The sequence below is a fragment of the Microcystis aeruginosa LEGE 91341 genome (assembly GCF_015206885.1).
GTDB lineage: Bacteria > Cyanobacteriota > Cyanobacteriia > Cyanobacteriales > Microcystaceae > Microcystis > Microcystis aeruginosa_H.
The window spans coordinates 1-3,721 of record NZ_JADEXY010000218.1; the positions used below are offsets into that span (position 1 = coordinate 1).

The following is a 3,721-nucleotide window of genomic DNA, read 5'->3' on the forward strand; positions in this document are numbered from 1 at the left end:
TCTTTCTTCCAGACATCGATAATTTTTTGGCGAAAATCTACGGAATAGGGTCTCATAGGAAGCTGGCGAGTTCTATTATTTGTCTATTTGCTTTTCATTGTACCTCATAGCTCCAAGAATTGCTATATCTTCGAGATAGTTAACTTTTCGGTTATGAGTTCCTCGGATTAATAAATGAGAGTTAGGACTTCTTGATTGGGCAAATAAATCAAATATGTCTGCCTCACAATCTCCGATTGTTACTACTTGAATATCTTCGGGTATTTGTTGTTATGTTTCTGACAAAGAATCTAACCATCTTTGACTTTCTTTTTCTTCGGTTTCTCTTTTTTTGCGTTGCTTGGCAATCCCTAAATTCTTTTCTTCTCTTGCCCAGACATATTGATTCATCAGTCCTAAAGGTATTCCTTGCGGTGACACTCCTAATGTGGTATGAACGGTATGAACTTTGAGACCAAAGGATTTTTTATAATCTAGATAACCCATTCCTTTTTTGGCTTTTTGCGTCGTAAAGTCTAAACTTGTTGTGTCTTGCACTGCCAAAACTATTGGATGTTCTTTGATTCTTTCTACTGTACTTTTGGCCTGGGCGGCAATTATATCTGAGGGGTGAAAATAGGGAGAATTCCAAAAGTCATAGGTGGCACTCGCTGCCGCTAGATTTCCTGAAGCTTGTGGCACACTTGTACTAGGTTGACTGGCCAAGTTTTCCACGATACTGATTAACCTTTTCTTTCTTCTGGTGTCCCCTAGGTCTGCATACTGTAGTTCTTGGGCTGCCCATTTCTCCATTTTTTTGCTTACCTCCACCTTAATTCCTTCTTTCAAAACTATACCTATCAATCGTTTCCCTTTTTTTAAGTTTCTTCTCTTTTTGTTAAGAAAGATCTGACTAATGGATAGCTCCCAGAAGGAGATAAGGGTTGGGGGTGAGGGAAATTAACCATCTCTGCCATTACTTTTGAAAAATGGTATTAAAAAATTTTTTCCCAGTCCTTGACAACTTATGTTAAGTTGATAATGGCAGTTGCGAGAAATTAACCCCCAGTTCTCACCTATAAATTGTTAAGATGAGGAGTCTTTTCTCGTAGGTTTTTGGTGGGGAGAATGGAGTTGAAGACTATTACCTGTCCAAATCGATCCCAGTCCCTTGGCAGAGTGACTGGCGGATAAGCTCGATCTGTTTGCAGATTTGGCTAGTTTTCTCGTCGCTAGTGATTCAATGATCAATGGAGAAGGGTCGAGCCTACCTAATTTTAACTAGGGTCTGCTGAAAAAGTTTTTCCTGGGGGTAGGAGTCAGGAGTCAGTAGCCGGTCGTTTCCGGCTTTGTTGCCCTTGTTTTTTGTACCAAGCTATGTACTACAAAAAGGATAATGCAAGGTTTTTGAAAGTCCCAATCCTATTTTCGCAGCATGAACATCGGACTTTAACAGGTCAAAAGCCTTATTTTAAAAGGATTTTACCATTATTCAGCAAGCCCTAACTATCTTTTCTCCTCCCTAATCAAACAATGCCTACCATGACCTTAGTGTTACCAATGGTGTATCTACTACTGATCTACCTCTTACTAGCGATCGCCAGAAAAGCTAAAATCAACTCCTAATCAGTTATCAGTTATCAGATTTGAGTTTTAAGATGAGGTTCGTTCTGGCAACTGAAATAGTTGATTAGCAAGTATTAGTATCTATGCTTCACCTTGACGAGAAAGGCTGTAAATAGCAGTTTCCACTGATTACTGCTCACTGTTAACTGATCACTAAAAAGGCTGACGGCTATAAAACGGGGACAGGTAAATAAACCTTTTCTACCGTAGGAGAAAAACCTAGCCATTGACGAGATAAACGGGCAAAAGTATCAGGATCACCGCTAACTGCGAAGTTAGTAGGTAGGGGTGTTTCGGGATTTTTTAGACCTAATAATTCTAGCTCTTTTTCCGCCGCTCGGACAACGGAAGCGGCGGGATCTACCAAGCGCACGGAACTAGGTAAAAGACGACGTAAAACCGGGGAAAGATGGCGATAATGGGTACAACCATAGACCAGAGTATCAATATTTTCTGCCAGTAAAGGCTGAAGATATTCCCTAGCCACTTGGGTGGTGTAGGGGTCAAAAATGCGGTTAGCCTCGATCAAAGGGACAAACTCAGGACAGGGAATTTGCCAAACTTGGGCAGTAGGATCGATTTCTTGAATGGCTTGTTTATAGGCATTACTTTTAGCCGTAGCCGGGGTAGAAATCACCCCGATGCGCTTTCCTTGTTTAACGGCAGTTTTGGCACCGGGTAAAATTACCCCCAAAATTGGTAAATCTTTAAATTCGGCCCGTACTTCTTCTAAAGCCAGGGCGGAACTGGTATTACAGGCCATAATCACCATTTTCACCCGGCGCTCGCCCATCCAAGTGAGAATTTCCCGGACAAATTCGATAATTTCCCCTTTAGAACGGGTTCCGTAGGGAAGTCTAGCAGTATCAGCGAAATAGAGAATCGATTCTTGGGGCAGTTGTTTATACAACTCCCTTAAAACGGTCAGTCCACCCACACCACTATCAAACACACCAATCGGACTAAGTTGTGATTCTCTCATAGATATCGAGGAAAACGCTGATCTAAAATAGCTTTATTTGATGATATTAAAACACGGATTTTTTGATCAGTAAACTAATGTTCCGATCATTTAACCATTAACGGAGATTTCGTTGAATATATTCAATAATCCCCCCTGCGATCGCCGCCGCCATTTGTCGTTGAAAGTTGGCATTGGCTAATTTAGCAGCATCCTCGGCGCCGGTGACGAAACCCACTTCCACGAGGGTAGAGGGCATTTTCGAGGTTCTCAGCACATAGAAACGGGCCCGACGCACCCCTCGATCGCGCATATCGACACTACGGACAATATTGCGATGGATGGTGTCCGACAAACGGCGATCGCCGAAGTAATAAACTTCCAATCCATTGACATCTGGTCGTCCTTTCCCCATAGAGTTAGCGTGGATACTGACAAATAGATCGGCATCGATCTGGTTAGCCAGATCTGTGCGACCTTGCAGGGTGACGAAAAAATCGCTATCTCTAGTTAGACGCACATCGATGCCCTGTTGTTGCAGGATGCGGGTAACTTCTAGGGAAATGGGCAGAATCACGTTTTTTTCCTGAAGGCCACCAATTCCGATCGCCCCCGGATCCTTACCACCATGGCCCGGATCGATCACCACCAAAAAGCGGCCATTCCGTTGTTGGGGGGGATTAGGAGTGGGGTTAGAGGGGCGCGGCGGTGGGTTAAATTGCCCCGTATTGGCGGGTAAAGGAACAGGTATAGTGGTGGAGTCAGGAACCTGAGAAACGGGGCCAGAATTGCGGGAGGAGAGCAATTCTAGGGCTAGGGTTTGACTGTCCGATTGAGTCAATTGTCCCAGTTGAAACCCTGCTGCGGTCTGTACCAAAATCAGCACCTTATTGGCGCTTTCCTGACGTACCCGCAGTTGATAGATGGGACTATAGCGACCAAAGCGCGGACCGCGAAAAGACTCGGCTAACTTAGCATTTTCGATGCGTAGTTCATAGACCCCATCCCGGTTAACACTGCCGTTAGCTTTCAGGGGTGAATCCGCACGAATTAACAGGCGATCGTTATTACCCGTCAGATCGATCGAGGAGATCGTGGCCAAACGATTGCTAGAAGGGGGATTATTGGCAGTTTTCGGGGGGGGATTATTGGGAC

General features: G+C 44.1%; 2 protein-coding genes and 1 pseudogene. All 3 read right to left on the reverse strand.

Annotation, left to right across the window (positions count from 1 at the left end; all coding sequences use genetic code 11):
• Positions 1 to 126: 126 nt before the first annotated feature.
• A pseudogene (locus IQ234_RS20135) lies at positions 127 to 792 on the reverse strand (IS4 family transposase); the annotation flags it as partial.
• A gap of 982 nt (positions 793 to 1,774) precedes the next feature.
• The gene (murI, locus tag IQ234_RS20140; protein WP_185240528.1) at positions 1,775 to 2,587 is read right to left on the reverse strand and encodes a glutamate racemase; all 813 of its coding nucleotides are present in this window, start codon (positions 2,585 to 2,587) and stop codon (positions 1,775 to 1,777) included.
• Between the two features lie 97 nt (positions 2,588 to 2,684).
• The coding region (locus IQ234_RS20145) for an N-acetylmuramoyl-L-alanine amidase family protein (protein WP_193958378.1) at positions 2,685 to 3,721 on the reverse strand (1,037 nt) is incomplete at its 5' end.

Excerpts from the sequence above, each read along its gene's own strand:
- murI (WP_185240528.1), bottom strand. The coding sequence starts at position 2,587 with ATGAGAGAATCACAACTTAGTCCGATTGGTGTGTTTGATAGTGGTGTG.